A 15,653-nucleotide genomic window follows, 5' to 3' on the forward strand; every position below is an offset into this window, starting at 1 on the left:
GCATGTCATCCGCCAATCTGACAGACATCGCAGCCGAGAGAGATTACCTGGTCCGGACGGCTCAGGTGGCGGTAGACGGTGATGCCTTTGCACCCCAGGTCACGGGCGAGGGAGAAGATGCCGACGATCTCGTCGGGGGTTGCCCTCTCCGGGAGGTTCACCGTCTTTGAGACGGCGTTGTCGACGTGCTTCTGGAACGCGGCCTGCATCCGGACATGGTGCTCCGGTGCGATCTCGACGGCGGTCCTGAAGAGGTTCCGAGTATGCTCGTCGAGGGGGAGGCCAACGACTGTCCCGTAGCGGCGGACGTGCGCCGCGACATCCCTCCCGCCGGCGGTCTCCGGCAGGAACTCCCGGATGAGGGGGCTCACGATCTCGACCTGCTCTCCGTCGATCGTCCGGCTATAGGCAAACGAGAAGACCGGCTCGATTCCGCCCGTCGTAGAGGCGATGAGGTGGAGCGAACCCGTGGGGGCGATGGTGGTGACGGTGGCGTTCCGCATCTCTCCGGTATAGACGGACCCTTCTATCGCCGGGAACGACCCTCTCTCCCTCCCGAGCTCCTCCGACCTCCCGCGGGCGGCGTTCTGGACCCGCTCCATCAGGGTTTCGGCAAACCGGAGCGCCTCCCCCGACTCGTAGGGGATGCCGAGCCGGATGAGCGCCTCGGCAAATCCCATCACCCCGAGGCCGATCTTCCGGGTGGCAAGGGTCCGTTCCCTGATCTCAGGGAGGGGGAAGCGGTTGACATCAACGACCGCATCGAGGAAGTCGACGCCGGACCGGACGGTGGCGATAAGCAGATCTTCGTCGAGGTCGCCCTTTCTGACGCACCGGGCCAGGTTGACGCTTCCCAGGTTGCAGCTCTCGTAGGGGTAGAGCGGCTGCTCGCCGCAGGGGTTGGTTGCTTCGATCCGGCCGAGGTGGGGAGTGGTGCTCCGCCGGTTGATCTCATCGAGGAAGAGCACTCCCGGCTCCCCGGAGGCATGGGCGGAGGCGGCGATGAGGCGCCAGAGCGAACCGGGCTCGATGCTCCTCCATACGCTGCCGTCGCGGGGGTTCGTGAGGTCGTAGGCCTTCCCCGTCGCGAGGCACCGGAGGAACCGCTCGTCGATGCCGACCGAGATGTTGAAGTTCGCAAAGCCCCCGGTCTGCTTCGCGGTGACAAACTCCTCGATGTCGGGGTGAGAGACGGCGAGGACGCCCATGTTCGCCCCCCGCCGCCTCCCGCCCTGCCGGACCGCCGCGGTCGCCGCGTCGTAGACCCGCATGAATGAGACCGGCCCGGTTGCGGCGCCGGCGGTCCCGTTGACGGCGTCTCCCCGGGGTCGGAGGCGGGAGAACGAGAACCCGGTCCCTCCGCCGGACCTGTGTACGAGCGCCATCTGGCCGAGGGTCCGGAAGATCCCCTCGAGGGTGTCCTCCACGGGGAGGACGAAGCAGGCCGATAGCTGCCCGGCCGCGGTGCCGGCGTTCATCAGGGTCGGGGAGTTCGGGAGGAAGAGGAGATCGGAGAGGAGCGAGAAGAACTCGCGGGATTTTGCCGGACCGCCCACGGTGTTTGCGACCCGCGAGAAGAGGCCGTCCGGGGTCTCGCCGGGGAGGAGGTAGCGGCGTTCGAGGAGGAGACGGCCTTGCGGGGAGAACTCCATGTTGCAACCATGAACCCCCGCCCTTAATAACCCGTCGTGCCCAACGCTCCTGTCGGTAATGTCTCTTATCGTCCTCGGAACCGCATCCCACGTCGGGAAGAGCATGACGGTCGCGGCGCTCTGCCGTGCGCTCTACCGTCGTGGAATCCCTGTCGCGCCGTTCAAATCCCAGAACATGAGCCTCAACTCCTACGTCACCGCCGACGGGAGCGAGATCGGGATCGCCCAGGCGGTCCAGGCCTTCGCGGCCGGGGTCGAGCCCTCGGCCGATATGAACCCGATCCTCCTGAAGCCGAAGGGGGACCAGACCTCGCAGGTGGTGCTGCTCGGCCGGCCCTATAAGGATGTGCAGATCCGGGACTACTACGCGGAGACCGATACGCTTCTTTCAGAGGCTCTTAGGGCGTTCGAGCGCCTGCAAAACCGCTACGCCCATATCGTGGTGGAAGGAGCCGGGGGAGCGGCGGAGGTGAACCTCTACGACCGCGACATCGCAAACATCAGGCTCGCCCGGCACCTCCGCCTCCCGATTATTCTGGTCGCCGATATCGAGCGGGGCGGGGTCTTTGCCCAGGTCTACGGAACCCTCGCCCTCCTCCCGGAGGACATCCGGCCCCTCGTCGCGGGGGTGATCGTCAACAAGTTCCGGGGGGATACCGGGCTCTTTGCGTCGGGCGTGACGAAACTCGAGGACCTCACGGGTGTGCCGGTGCTCGGGGTGGTCCCCTACGCGGAGATCCCGCTCCCGAGCGAGGACTCCCTCTCGATCGCCGACAAGGGGCGGCGGGCGGCCAATCGATCGGTCAGGATCGCCGTCGTCCGCCTGCCCCGGATCTCGAACTTCACCGACTTCGAGCTCCTCGAGCGCCATGCAACGGTCGACTATGTCCCGCCGGGAGGATCGCTCGCCGGCTACGACTGCATCATCCTCCCCGGGACGAAGAACACCGTCGCGGATCTCGAGGCGCTGCAGCTGGCGGGCACAGGGGAGGAACTCCGGCTCGCCCGCGAGCGGGGCGTCCCGATCGTCGGGATCTGCGGCGGCTACCAGATGCTCGGCCGCACGATCGTCGACGCCGGGATCGAGTCGGATATCCCCGGCGATTACGCGGGATTCGGGCTCCTCGACGTCGCCACGGCTTTCACCGGCTACCGGAAGACGACGGTCCAGGTCCGGCGCCGGGCTACCGGGCCGGGTCCCATCCTCCCGGGCATGGGAGAGGTGGAGGGATACGAGATCCACATGGGCGAGACGGAGCAGGGGGAACTGCCGGCGGCGTTTTCCGGCGACGGGGCCGCGACCCCCGACGGTCTGGTCTTCGGGACCTACATGCACGGCCTCTTCCAGAACCCCTCGGCCGCAAACGCCCTCCTCGCCTACCTCTCGGAGCGGCGGGGAGTGCCGTTTGAACCGGTCGCCGCGTCCGGCGGGGGGGCTCTCGGCGCCGCGGATGCGTATGACGAACTTGCCCGGCACTTCGAGGCGCACGTGGATATGGATGCAATTATGGCGTGGTTTATGGATGCGACGGGCCGAAGGGCCGGAGCATAAGAAACCGCGAAGCGTTTTCGGGTTGTGGCGGGCCGAAGGGCCGGAGCATAAGAAACCGCGAAGCGTTTTCGGGTTGTGGCGGGCCGAAGGGCCGGAGCATAAGAAACCGCGAAGCGTTTTCGGGTTGTGGCGGGCCGAAGGGCCGGAGCATAAGAAACCGCGAAGCGCTTTCGGGTTGTGGCGGGCCGTTAGAACAGGGGCATGAACATCACCAGGTACGACCTGAAGAGAGCCGCCGGGCTCCAGCACATCGAGGGCAGAAATTAAGGGTCTTTAGAGCAGACCGATCTTTGCTTTGATCTGCTGGATATCCTGTTCCATTGCAGATAACTTTCGATCGAGGTGGGAACGCAGATCGATACGCAGGTCGCGGATCTCGCCTGTGATCGATGTTTCCATTTGATCCATCTTCTGGAGGATCTGATCGTTCTTCTCAAGCAGACTATCCTGCTTCCTATCGATGCTGATAATTGCAGGAATGCCTTTGGAGAGCTGCTCGATCTGGATGACATGCATATAGTCGGTTACCGCGACGACGTAGCCCTCATACTGTTCAAATGCAATATTGGAGACATCTGCATCCGGGGGATGCTCCTCCCGGATGATAGAACCGAGTGCATCCACCTGCCCGGGCTCGCCTTCATACTGCACGACCACCTGTTCGGAGCCGTTCTGAACCCTGTTTCTTGCGCTGAACCTCTGGAACCCCAACTCAAGGGATCTCTGGAGCAGGAACACCCGGTAGCCTACACCGTGTACTCTTCCACCGGTGATAACGGCCTGCATCTTCATGCTGGTATATCTTTTATGCCAGGTTAAAAATTCTCCCCGAGCGGGCCCGGTCAGCCCCGCGATCGCTCCGCCTAATCCGGTGCTACCCGGATCCCGACACCGTTGAACGGTTAAAATGCGCCCCGCCGCCCTATGGGCGCATGGTGAAACCGGGCTGCTGGAGCCGGGGCGTCCCCCGAAAAAAGAAGATCCGTCCCGATTCTTCAGATAAAGAACCGGAACGCGATCCAGGCGATCAGGACCATCAGCGCCGAGTATTTCAGCCCCGCGAGGACCCGGCCCTCGCCCATGACGCCCGCCGCAAGCCCGGAGAAGAACCCCTGGATCAGGGCGGCGTGGCAGAAGATCCGGTTGTAGAGGAAGAGGTCCACGGTACCCATGAAGGTCTGGCTCGACCCCGAACTCGCGACCGCCTGCCCCGCCTCCGCCATCGTCGTCAGGAAGGTGCTCGAGAGCACCCCGATGACGAAGAGGAAGACGAAGAACGACATCACGACGATGATCATGTAGATCATCATCCCGTTGCGCCGTTCCGACTTCAGGTTGAAGAACTCGTAGGCGTCGTGGGCAGCCGCCCGGAGCACCTCGCTCACGTCGCCGCCCGCAGAACTCGCGTGGGCGATCAGGTCGACGCTCCGCTCGGCGAGCGGGGTGTTCACGGTCTTTCCGAACCGGCGGATGGCCTCGACGAACGGGACGCCCCAGGACATCTCGGTGTCGAGTTTGCGGATGTGCGGGGTGAGCGCCCCGTACTCGCCCTCCGAGACGATGTGGATGGCGTGGGGGAGCGTCATGCCCGAGTCGTTCATCCCGGCCACGTCCCGGAAGAAGTTCGGGAGCGAGGCCTCGATGCTCGAGACCCGCAGCGACTCCTTGAGGTCGAGGAGCGCAAGCGGCACGATGGCGATGAGGAGGGCAAAGACCAGGACGTCGTCGATCATCGTCGTCGAGAAGAGGACCCCGACGCCGTAGGACATCACCAGGCTCATGAATCCGCCGATCAGGAGGACGAGCGCCGCGGGGACGGAGATGTAGAGGACGGTGAAGGGCTCCTCGATCATCACCTGGAGGGGATGCCGGATGAAGCGGTAGAATCCTTCCCGGTACTTCCTCGTATTCTCGATCTGATCGAAGATCTGGCGTTCCTGCTCCTCGAACGCATTGAGTCCTGCCGCATCGCCATCCATCCCGGAGCCTCCGGACCGGTCCCGGTTCGGCAACCGGTTCAGGAAATCGTCGAAGATATCTTTGAATCCCATATCACACCTCCGGGGTCATGGAACTGATCAGGATGACGAACATCATGCTCCCGAACGGGACGATCAGGTAGATGATGATGTAGAGGAAGAACGGGTCCGAGTCGCCTGAGAGGATCGTCATCACCGACTGCAGAATTATCAGAAAGAGCATGCCGGCGACCATCGCGGTGACGTAAGATTCCGCGATCAGGCCGAGCGTCTCCAGAAACGACTTCTGCTGCTGGTTGTTCTCGAGCGTATACTGGTGGGCTTTGGCACGGAAGTACTCCGTGAGGTTGCTCCCGCTCGATATGCTCGCGACCGCTCCCTGCATGAACTCCCGCATCCGCTCGCTCGGCGTCGCCTGCGAGACCGTCCGGAGAGCGTCGAGGAGGTCTTTGCCGAAGAAATCGGTCTCTCGCGAGACATAGCGGGCCTCGACGGCACTCTCGCCGTAGATCTTGCTCTGGCCGAGCAGCCGGAAGACCTCGTCGGGGGTGATCCCGGCCGAAGACATCGCGGTGACGTAGTTGATGGCATAGGGGAGGGTGGCGTCGATGTTCCTCCGGCGCTCGCCGGCCCGTATGCCGGGGTAGAGGAGGAAGACCAGATACGAGATGCCCCCGAAGATCAGGAGCGAGAGGACCGTGATGACGACGGTGCCGAGCACGAGTTTGTAGTCGTTCAACGCGTAGAAGATCTCCGGCACCGCTCCCCGGTAGGTGATCATGTCGGGAACTTTCAGGATATAGGTCAGAACCCCGATGAGGACCGCAGCGGCAAGTCCCACGACGATGGAGGAGACGTAGGCGGTCGCGAGGTAGGCCTCGAACGGCGTGTTCATCCGGGCCCCCATCAGGTCGTTCCTGAGGCTGACGTAGTTCCCGCGCTTCGCCTTGAATTCGCGGCCGATCAGGTTGAAGCAGAACCGCTCAAATCCGTTCATGCCGAACCAGCCTCCCCGTAGAGGTCGGTCCGCACGCGCTGGATGACCGACTCCGGGTCCCTGAAGTAGGAGATCAGGATCTTGCTCACGTCACGGAAGTGGCGGATCTTCTTGATGCGCATCCATTCGAGCACTTCCTGCCGGCGTTTCAGCTCTTCGCGCATCCGCTCCTCGCTCCATCCCCGGTCCTCCATGATCTGCTCGAGGATGTAGGATTTGCCGGAATAACGGATCTCGTCGGTCGCCGGATGCCAGCGGAAGACCTCGTTCGTGATCAGTTCGTTCGTCCGCGGATCGATATCGAGGATCTCGATGAGCTGCTTGTTCCGCCGGATCCGCTGGCCGCCCACCCGGGCCTGGACCTGGATGGACATCAGGGAGAGCGCCGAGAGCATGTTCCTCGGCACGTCGATCGGCGGGTTCTCCAGACGGTGGACGGCGCTCGCGACCGAGTCGGCGTGCATCGTCGCATAGGTAACGTGACCGGTGCTCATCGCCTGGAAGAGGGTCAGGGCCTCTTTGCCGCGGACCTCACCGACCAGGATATACTCCGGGCGCTGCCGGAGGGCGGCACGCAGGAGTTCGTACATGTCGATCTCGCCCCGCCCGTCCTGCGAGAACGAGTCGCGGGTGATGCTCGGGATCCAGTTCGGGTGAGGGAGTTTCAACTCGCGGGTATCCTCGAGCGTCACGATCTTTGCGAGCGGCGGGATGAAGAGCGATATGGCGTTTAAGGTCGTCGTCTTCCCCGACGCCGTCCCGCCGGCAAAGATGCAGGACTTGGCGTTCTCGACCGCGAGCCAGAGGTAGGCGACGCCGAGCGGCGAGAAGGTGTGCCACTCGATGAGGTCGGTCGGCGTGATCGGCTCCTCGCGGAACTTCCGGATCGTGAACGTCGAACCGTGGGCGGTCACTTCCGCCCCGAGCGTCATCTGGATACGCGACCCGTCGCTCATCGTGGCATCGAGCATCGGCTCGGCGATGGAGATGTATTTCCCGGCCCGCTGCGCGAGTTTCGTCACGAACGAGTCGAGCTCCACGGCGTCGCGGTAGACGAGGCTCGTCTTCATCGATTCATACGTCGTGTGGTAGACGAAGATCGAACTGTTCACGCCGTCGCAGGAGATATCCTCGATATACTTGTCGTGCATCACCGGGTCGATCAGCCCGTCGCCGAGGAACTCCTTCTCCACATGGTAGAGGATCTTCTCCCGCTCCGGCGGGGAGAGGCGGATTCCATAATCGGCGATGATGATATTCGCCGCATCACGGAGCGCCGTCTTCGCCGCATCGCGGCTGATGTCGCGGGTGGTGATGTTGAGCGTCTCAAAGAGGCGCTCCTTGATCTCCGAGAAGAGTTCCTGCTCCGCAGGCGTGAGCACGGGCTCGATGACATGGTAGGTGTACTCGTGCGTCGTGCTGTCGTAGGTCACCCTGACGTAGGCATACGGCTCGTTCACCGGGTAGAGTTCGATCTCCTCCAGCCCCGGGGACGGCCGCATCGAGAGATCGACGAGCGCCCCGTGGATCGCCGGGTTGTACTCCTCGATCGCTGCCGCGAGTTTTGCGCCCTGGAACTTCTTGAGGAACGGGAACCGCGATTGCGAAGCCTCCTCGGCTTGAGCAGCCTCGCTCGCCGCAGCCACGGCAAGCGTGGTGGAAGTGAAAGCCCGCGAGAAGAGGTCGTCGAACTCCGAGACGACCCGGGCGTTGTCGACGAAATCGAAGTGATTATGGTTGCGGTTGATGTTCAGTTCCTCGACCGTGAACGTCGCGCTCTTCGGGAGGATCAGGTCCGCAAGATTTCCGAGGTCGTCGACCGAGACCACTCCGGCAGAGATCTCCTCGGCGGAGTCAGGCTCATCGATCTCCGCCGCAACGGAGTCCTCCTGCCCGGAGAACTCCTCTTCTCTGCGGCCCTTCATCCGGTTGAGGAGGCCGAAGGGGTCCCTGCGCCCCGCCCCGGCGTCCCCGCCTTCCCCGGCGTCGTCCGCCTTGCGCTGCTCGATCCGGTCGAGGAGCGCCCTGACGGGGTCTTCGCCGCCTGCCTGCCGCCCTCCGGAAGAACCGGATCTCGCCACCGAGTCGATGAGCGAGCGGATGCCCGCCCTCTTCGGCGGTGTCTGCTGGTCGGACGGCTCCGGCGTCTCGCATTCTACCTCGGGGTCGGAGGTGTCGACATCCGGGGATACTTCCTCCCCGGCCTCCTCCTCCACAGGCCGGAACGGCGGGGCAACATCCCCGTCCTCCGCCACGGTACCTGCCCCGCTGTCCTCCGGTCTCCCGGGCTGCGTAAGAAGGTTCCTGACCGCTGCTATCAATTCACGTTCTTCATCCTCATTTGCTCTCATCCTCTGTGCCCCCAATATTTACGCACATTTCTACCTGAGGCTCATGGAATTCGATGATGCACCGTGTCCGTTCCGTGTTCCGGTCCGAGACCACGCACATATAACGCCCGTTCAGCAGCCGGAAACGGACCCTGCCTTTTGAGTCCGTCACGTCGCTCGTGGTGACGAGTTTTCCTTTCCGGATCGAGACGTGAACTCCACCCAGGGGCTCCCCGCCGCTGCGGACGGTCAGGCAGAGCACCCCCACCCGCTGCCGGACGGGGGTGCCGATGGTCGGGATCTCGAGACGGCCGTTCTTCTTGAGATGGCTCTTCTCGTAGACCCTGCATCGCGAAATCAGCGCCTCGGTGATCTGCGGCGTCACCCGGGAGAGTTCGAACGTCTCCCCTCCGTTCAGGTGCAGGACCGCCGCGTCGCCAAAGAGCGTCCCTTTCTCGTCGACAAGTATCGCGCCGTCCGGTTCGCCCCCGGAGAGAACCAGGAAAAATGCGTGCGTCCCCTCTCGCGAGACCCCGATACCGGTCAGGGAATGGACGCTGCTGTAGTGCAACAACTCGTCGAGCGTAAAGCGGCCTTCGTACTCCGACTGCCTGAGAATCTGGCCTATAAGGTCGTTTATGTCCATGAATATCTTCAGGTATGGTATTTCAGTGGTTTTTATGCCAGAACGGGGATTTTATCCCCAACCACATTATACCACATCAGTATACTATTATTAATACCTTGTGATGAGTCGGAACGGATTCTCGTGTAAATTGAACTGAAAGTACCCGGTACAAAAAATCCGATGAGGCAGCGTGTCGGTGGCGATCTCCAGAATGCCCCGGACAACCGCGAGAACTGCCGGCCGGGAGGAAGAGGCGTCTCGAGGGTGCAGCGAGCGACGGAAAGGTTTATCAGGCCTAAAAGCAGGACATGACGGCGGAGATCCCGACAAAGCGAGATCGCCAGAAATAAGAGATGAAAGGTGGATAAAGTACTCGCCCATGATTCTTCCGCCCGTGGCAGCCGTCCCGCTCATGATTGCAGCGGCCGCGATAGGAGTCACGCTCATCTACGCATCGATCCTCGACGCACGGGAGCGGCGGGTGCCCCACAGGACCTGGCGCCCCGCACTCGCAGTCGCGGTCCCGGCGGCTTTCTGGGTATACGGACTGACCCTCCTTGCAGACTGGCGAATGGCGGCAGGATATCTTGTCCTTGTCGCAATCTTCTGCGGATTCTTCTACTTCTTCCAGGCTGCAAACCTCTTTGGAGGGGCAGACGCGTATGCCCTCATCATCATCACCGCATGCGTCCCGTTTTTCCCGATGGAGCCGTATTTCGGCATTTCGCCAACAGGATTCTTCCCGTTCACGGTGCTGACCAACGCCGTGCTCATCAATATCGCGGCACCCGTTGCAATATTCGCAAAGAATCTGCTGGAGGGGAACAGGGCCCCGTTGCCGTGCCTCTTTCTCGGCTTTCCCGTCGACGGAAAAACGATCCAGAACGAGTTCGGTTTCGTCATGGAAGATATAACAGAAGAGGACGGCAGGCTGGTCAGGCGGTTCGTCGGTTTTACCGAATCGCTCGGACGCATGACGCGAGGGGAACGGCGGCTTTACACAAAAGATCTCAGGATGCACCCGAAAGATTACGAGAAGGAGATTGCCCTCTACCGGAAGGCCGGCAGGGTCTGGATATCCTACGGCATTCCGTTCATCATACCGATCACTGCGGGATTCCTGACCGCACTATTCATGGGAGATATCCTCTTTGTCATCATGAAGACGCTCGCAGGAATGTGAAAATATGGAGATACAATTTACCAAGGACGGACTGGTGCCTGTCATCGTGCAGGAGAGACGGACCCGTGAGGTCCTGATGCTCGCCTACGCAAACGCTACGGCACTGGAACTCACCCGGACCACCGGATACGCACACTACTATAGCAGGAGCAGGCAGAAGCTCTGGAAGAAAGGCGAGGAGAGCGGGCACTTCCAGCGGGTCTGCCGCATACTCGTGGACTGCGATGAGGATGCGGTGCTCTACGAGGTGGAACAGACCGGTGCCGCCTGCCATACCGGCCATGCCTCGTGCTTCTACCGGACGGCCGATGGAGAAGAGATCGCCGGAACAGTCTTTGATCCGGAGAAGGTATACGCTAATAAGGGTGAATGACTTCATTACTATGGTGATTTTTTATGAAAATTGTACCCGATACCAGCGTCGTGATAGACGGGCGCATAACATCGCTGATAAAAACCGGCGAATATAAAGGCGCAACAATAATCATACCGGAAGCCGTCGTCGCCGAACTGGAGGCACAGGCGAATCAAGGACGGGAGATAGGGTTTTCTGGTCTGAACGAACTCCAGGAACTTTTCAGGATGTCTGAAGAAGATGTCATCTCCCTCCAGTACTCCGGGGGCCGGCCGAGCCTCGACCAGGTGAAACTCTCAAGCGGCGGCGAGATCGACGCCCTGATCCGGAACGTCGCCATCGAGCACGAGGCCCGGTTCGTCACGAGCGATCTCGTCCAGGCGGAGGTGGCTAAGGCGAAAGGCCTCGACGTCACCTACTTAAAACCCCAGATAGGGGACTTTTCGCCGCTCTCGATCGACCAGTACTTCGACGAGGAGACGATCGCGGTCACTCTTAAAGAGCGGGCCCCGCCGATGGCAAAGAAGGGGAAACTCCGGGATGTCAGGCTCGTCATGCTCCGGGACGCCCCGATGTCGGAGTACGAACTCCGGTCGATGGCGCAGGAACTTCTCGAGCGGGCAAAGCGCGATCCCGACGGGTTCATCGAGCTCGAGAAGCGGGGGATCACGGTCGTCCAGATCGGGTCGCTCCGGATCTCGATCGCCCGCCGCCCGTTCTCCGACGGGATGGAGATCACGGTGGTCCGGCCGCTCGTGGATCTCGCGCTCGACGACTACGACATGGCGCCCGAGATCAAGAAGCGGATCCTCGGGAACCGCCGCGGCGTCCTGGTGGCCGGCCCTCCCGGATCCGGGAAGACCACGCTCGCCCAGAGCCTCGCGACGTTCCTTGCCGACCACGACTTCATCGTCAAGACGATGGAGGCGCCGCGGGACCTGCAGGTGCCCGACCACATCACCCAGTATACGGCGCTTGAAGGTAGCATGGCAAACACCGCCGAGGCCCTCCTGCTCGTCCGGCCCGACTACGTGGTCTTCGACGAGATCCGGAAGAACGAGGATTTCGCAGTCTATGCCGATATGCGCCTTGCAGGGATGGGCATGGTCGGCGTGGTCCACGCGATGGAGGTGCACGACTGCCTCCGGCGGTTCTGCGACCGCGTGGACTACAGCGTCCTGCCGCAGATCGTCAACACCATCATCTACGTCGTCCAGGGCAGGATCATGAAGATCTACGATCTCGAACTGACGATCAAGGCTCCCGAGGGCATGCCGGGGGAGACCCACATCCGGCCGGTCATCGTCGTCCGCGAGCACTCCCGGCGGGAGCCCGAGATCGAGATCTTCCGCTACGAGGGAGAGACCCTGGTGATGCCGATCGTCCGGAAGAACACCGGAGAACTCGCAGCACCGGCCGCCGCCCCGGTGGTGGCGCCGGTTGCCGTCGCGGCAGCACCCGCACCAGTTCCCGCAGCGGCACCCGCAGAGGCCGGGGAGAACGTCTCCTGGAAGGTCGCGGAGAAGGAGGTCCAGCGGGAGATCGGGCGGTATACGAGCGGCCCGGTCGAGGTCCGGATCATCAGCGACAACAAGGCCGTCGTCTACATCGAGGACAAGGACGTCCCGGCAGCGATCGGGAAGGGCGGCAAGAACGTCTCGGCGATCGTGAACAAACTCGGTATCGGGATCGACATCAGGCCGCGGAGCGAGCTTGAGACGAAGAAGCCCGCCGAGGAGGAGATGCAACTTGCCGGCGGGATCCGGATCCGGATCGACAAGAAGCAGCTCACCATCGTCTCGACGGAGAACAGGGGCAAGATCGTCGACGTCTTCGCCGGGAAGGAGTATCTCTTCACGGCGACGGTCAACGAGGAGGGGGATATCCTCCTCGCGAAGAACAGCACCATCGCCCAGGAGATGCTCAAGCGCTACAACGAGGGCGAGACGATCCGGCTGCGGCCGGTATGAGATGCAGATGGGATGATGAGTAATCCAGGATTCGGAGGCTTATAGTGAGCGGATTAGATATGCAAGGCAACGAACGGGAGTGCAGAGCCCGGTGGGAGCACGCGTTCGAGGCTGATCCGGTAGAGAGCAAAGAGAAGTACTACCTGACCGTGGCGTTCCCCTACCCGAGCGGGGCGATGCACGTCGGGCACGGGCGGACCTACATCGTTCCGGACGTCCTTGCCCGGTACCAGCGGATGAAGGGGAGACACGTCCTCTTCCCGATGGCGTTCCACGTCACCGGCACCCCGGTCATCGGGATCTCGAAGCGGATCGCAAACGGCGATGCGAAGACGGTCGGGCTCTACCGCGACCTCTACCGGGTGCCGCAGGACATCCTTGATCGGTTCACCGACCCCAAGGAGATCGTCCGGCACTTCTCGGAGGAGTACCGGCGGGTGATGCAGAAGTGCGGCCTCTCGATCGACTGGCGGCGCCGGTTCATCACCGTCGACCCCCAGTACAGCAAGTTCATCGAGTGGCAGTACGGTCACCTGCACGAGGACGAGCACGTCGTCAGAGGGGCCCATCCGGTCAAGTACTGCCCGCAGTGCGAGAACCCGGTCGGCGACCACGACCTTCTCGAGGGCGACAAGGCCGAGATCATCAGGTTCACTCTGGTAGTCTTCTCCTGGAACGGTGCGAAGATCCCGTGCGCCACGCTCCGGCCAGAGACGATCTACGGCGTGACGAACCTCTGGGTGAACCCCGAAGTCACCTACGTGCGGGCGATGGTCGACGGCGAGGAGTGGATCCTGAGCCGCGAGGCGGCGGGGAAACTGAACCTCCAGGACCACAACGTCACCGTGACCGAGGAGATCCCCGGCACCGTCCTGATCGACCAGACGGTCTCCCACCCGCTCTCCGGCGACGTCCCCGTTCTCCCGGCGACGTTCGTCGACCCCGATATGGGAACCGGGATCGTCATGAGCGTCCCGGCCCACGCGCCCTTCGACTACATCGCTCTCCGCGACCTGCAGCAGCAGGGGAAGTACACGTCCCTCCGGCCTATCCCGCTCATCTCCGTCGAGGGGTACGGCGAGATCCCGGCAAGGGACGCCGTCGAACGGGCCGGCATCCGCGACCAGAACGACCCGGGGATGGAGGCGCTCACCCAGGAGGTCTACAGCGCCGAGTTCTCCCGCGGGAAGGTCTTTGAGAAGTACGGCGGCAGACCGGTCCGCGAGGCCCGCGACGACGTTGCGGCGCTGATGATGGAGCGCTACGGCTCCATCCCGATGTACGAGTTCGACAACCGCCAGGTGATCTGCCGGTGCGGCGGGAGGGTCTTTGTCAAGATCCTCCACGACCAGTGGTTCCTGGAGTACAGCGACCCGTGCTGGAAGGAGCAGGTGAAGACCCAGCTCGAGCGGATGTCGCTCGTCCCGCCCGAGGTCAGGGCGGAGTTCGACCGGACGGTCGACTGGCTGAAGGACTGGGCCTGCACCCGGCGGGTGGGGCTCGGCACCAAGCTCCCCTGGGACCCGACCTGGATCATCGAGCCGCTCTCCGACTCGACGGTCTACATGGCCTACTACACGATCTCCCACCACCTGAAAGCCATCCCGCCGGAGAACCTGACGCCGGAGGTCTTTGAGTACATCTTCAAGGGCGAAGGGAACCCGACCACGGTCGACCGCGAGACCCTCGATGCGATCCGGAGCGAGTTCCTCTACTGGTACCCCTACGACTACCGGTTCTCGGCAAAGGACCTCATCTCGAACCACCTCACCTTCCAGCTCTTCCACCACCGGGCGATCTTCCCGCAGGACTTCCAGCCCAAGGGCATGGTCGTCTTCGGCATGGGTCTCCTGAACGGTGCGAAGATGTCCTCGAGCAAGGGCAACGTCTTCCTGCTCGAGGATGCCGTGGAGGAGTTCGGCGCCGATACCGTCAGGATGTTCCTGGTCGGGAGCGCCGAGCCCTGGCAGGACTTCGACTGGCGTAACGAACTCGTCTCCTCGACGAGGAAACAGATCGAGCGGTTCTGGAACACCGTCACGGACGCAAGGCAGGCGGAAGGCGCCTACGACATCGACGCCTGGCTCGCGAGCAGGCTCCAGCGCCGCGTCGAGAGCACCACGAAAGCCTTCGAGTCATTCCAGACCCGGCAGGCGCTGCAGGAGGCGTTCTTCGGCGTTGAGGCCGACCTGAAGTGGTACCGCCGCCGCCTGCCCGAGGGTGTGGCCGGCGGAGCCGTGATGCAGGACCTCTGCCGGACCTGGGTGCGGCTGCTCGCGCCGATCATCCCCTTCACCTGCGAGTCGCTCTGGAAGGATATCGGCGGGGAGGGCCTGGCATCGTTCGCCCCCTGGCCGGCGGTGGACGAGAGCAGGATCAGCCCCGAGATCGAGCTTGCGGAAGAGCTCCTGGAGAGGACGGTCGAGGATATCGAGTCCATCCTGAAACTCATCCCGATGGAGCCGAAGTCCATCAGCCTCTTCGTCGCCCCCGACTGGAAGCACGAGGCCTTCCGGATCATCGCGGCCTCGACGGACAAGACGAGGGTGATGCGCGAGATCATGCAGAACGAAGGGATGCGCAAGCGCGGCCGCGAGGCGACGGACGCCGCAAAGCAGATCACGAAACTCGTCCTGAAACTCCCCCCCGAACTGGTGAAGCAGATCCTGGAGTCGACCCTCGACGAGCAGGCGATCCTCGAGGGTGCCCGGCAGTTCCTGGAGCACGAGTTCCGCGTGCCGGTGACGGTCCAGGACGCCGGAGAGAGCACGCACGCAAAGGCGTCGGGTGCCCTGCCCTTCAAGCCGGCGATCGTGATCGAATAATCTCCTTCTCTTTTTTGATACAGCCCCGGCACTTCACTAGTTTTGGCATCCTACATTGAGTGATGTGGTCTCATATGGCACCGTAACGAGAAGTTGGCAGTACCCGGACACCGGATTTCGCAGACCTCCGGTCTTCTCAAACTCCGTTCCTACGGAATGTTGTTCTTCGAAGCCTGGAGGGC

General features: G+C 62.6%; 11 protein-coding genes. 5 read left to right on the forward strand and 6 right to left on the reverse strand.

Translation table 11 applies throughout. The features are described 5' to 3' along the window. Positions 1-5 precede the first annotated feature (5 nt). Positions 6-1,652 carry an adenosylcobalamin-dependent ribonucleoside-diphosphate reductase gene (locus F8E02_RS00800; RefSeq protein WP_317063536.1) on the reverse strand — a complete coding sequence of 549 codons (1,647 nt, stop codon included), beginning with the start codon at positions 1,650-1,652 and terminating at the stop codon, positions 6-8. 58 nt (positions 1,653-1,710) lie between these two features. Here F8E02_RS00800 and F8E02_RS00805 point away from each other — a divergent pair, with 58 nt between their 5' ends. Continuing rightward, positions 1,711-3,204 carry a cobyric acid synthase gene (locus F8E02_RS00805; protein ID WP_317063537.1) on the forward strand — a complete coding sequence of 498 codons (1,494 nt, stop codon included), beginning with the start codon at positions 1,711-1,713 and terminating at the stop codon, positions 3,202-3,204. Positions 3,205-3,477: 273 nt separating this feature from the next. Here F8E02_RS00805 and F8E02_RS00810 read toward each other — a convergent pair whose 3' ends face one another. From F8E02_RS00810 to F8E02_RS00830, 5 genes are all read right to left on the reverse strand, one after another. Beyond that, the gene (locus F8E02_RS00810; protein WP_317063538.1) at positions 3,478-3,996 is read right to left on the reverse strand and encodes an acylphosphatase; all 519 of its coding nucleotides are present in this window, start codon (positions 3,994-3,996) and stop codon (positions 3,478-3,480) included. Between the two features lie 203 nt (positions 3,997-4,199). Continuing rightward, entirely contained in the window at positions 4,200-5,255 is a 1,056-nt protein-coding gene (locus tag F8E02_RS00815; protein ID WP_317063539.1) for a type II secretion system F family protein, read from the reverse strand. 1 nt (position 5,256) lies between these two features. Continuing rightward, a complete protein-coding gene (locus F8E02_RS00820; protein WP_317063540.1) occupies positions 5,257-6,180 on the reverse strand; it encodes a type II secretion system F family protein in 924 nt (307 codons plus the stop codon). Further along, the gene (locus F8E02_RS00825; protein ID WP_317063541.1) at positions 6,177-8,531 is read right to left on the reverse strand and encodes a type II/IV secretion system ATPase subunit; all 2,355 of its coding nucleotides are present in this window, start codon (positions 8,529-8,531) and stop codon (positions 6,177-6,179) included. Before F8E02_RS00825 ends, F8E02_RS00820 begins: the two co-directional genes overlap by 4 nt. After that, complete coding sequence (locus F8E02_RS00830) at positions 8,518-9,156, reverse strand: hypothetical protein (protein WP_317063542.1); 639 nt, start codon at positions 9,154-9,156, stop codon at positions 8,518-8,520. The genes F8E02_RS00825 and F8E02_RS00830 overlap by 14 nt, the downstream gene beginning before the upstream one ends. 172 nt (positions 9,157-9,328) lie before the next feature. Between F8E02_RS00830 and F8E02_RS00835 the strand changes: the two genes are divergently transcribed. From F8E02_RS00835 to leuS, 4 genes are read left to right on the forward strand one after another with little or no spacing between them, the layout of a single operon-like run. Continuing rightward, a complete protein-coding gene (locus F8E02_RS00835) occupies positions 9,329-10,321 on the forward strand; it encodes an A24 family peptidase C-terminal domain-containing protein (protein ID WP_317063543.1) in 993 nt (330 codons plus the stop codon). A gap of 4 nt (positions 10,322-10,325) precedes the next feature. Beyond that, positions 10,326-10,694, forward strand: coding sequence for a phosphoribosyl-AMP cyclohydrolase (hisI, locus tag F8E02_RS00840; RefSeq protein WP_317063544.1), 369 nt, complete (start codon positions 10,326-10,328; stop codon positions 10,692-10,694). A gap of 23 nt (positions 10,695-10,717) precedes the next feature. Continuing rightward, entirely contained in the window at positions 10,718-12,646 is a 1,929-nt protein-coding gene (locus F8E02_RS00845; RefSeq protein WP_317063545.1) for a PINc/VapC family ATPase, read from the forward strand. Between the two features lie 59 nt (positions 12,647-12,705). Then, entirely contained in the window at positions 12,706-15,471 is a 2,766-nt protein-coding gene (gene leuS / locus F8E02_RS00850; RefSeq protein WP_317063546.1) for a leucine--tRNA ligase, read from the forward strand. The last annotated feature ends 182 nt before the right edge of the window (positions 15,472-15,653 follow it).

Origin of the sequence: Methanoculleus caldifontis (assembly GCF_032842345.1) — an archaeon.
GTDB classification, from domain to species: domain Archaea; phylum Halobacteriota; class Methanomicrobia; order Methanomicrobiales; family Methanoculleaceae; genus Methanoculleus; species Methanoculleus caldifontis.